The sequence below is a fragment of the Salegentibacter sp. genome (genome assembly GCF_041642575.1).
Lineage (GTDB): Bacteria > Bacteroidota > Bacteroidia > Flavobacteriales > Flavobacteriaceae > Salegentibacter.
On record NZ_JBEPWD010000170.1, the window covers coordinates 1 to 330 of the forward strand.

Annotated in this window: 2 pseudogenes; both read left to right on the forward strand. The window is 42.4% G+C overall.

Annotated features, from left to right (window positions below):
- A pseudogene (locus ACESK1_RS12935) lies at positions 1-213 on the forward strand (acetyltransferase); the annotation flags it as partial.
- Positions 206-330 (forward strand): annotated as a pseudogene (locus ACESK1_RS12940) (pyridoxal phosphate-dependent aminotransferase); the annotation flags it as partial. The pseudogenes ACESK1_RS12935 and ACESK1_RS12940, both read left to right, overlap by 8 nt.

Genomic DNA, 330 nt, shown 5'->3' on the forward strand with positions numbered 1-330 from the left:
GATTTTGTACATATTTCTCCCAATGCTGTAGTCACCGGAAATGTAGAAATAGGTGAAGGCAGCCAGGTTGGTGCCGGAGCTTCTGTTATTCCGGGTATAAAAATTGGCAAATGGGTAAACATCGGTGCAGGAGCCGTTATAATAGAAGATATTCCGGATTTCGCTGTAGTAGTGGGAAATCCCGGAAAAATTATAAAGTATTCAAATGAGTAAGGAAAAAATATGGCTCTCCTCTCCACATATGGGAGGAAAAGAGCAGGAATTCGTAAATGAAGCCTTCAAACAAAACTGGATAGCGCCCTTAGGCCCCAATGTTAGTGGTTTCGAGCA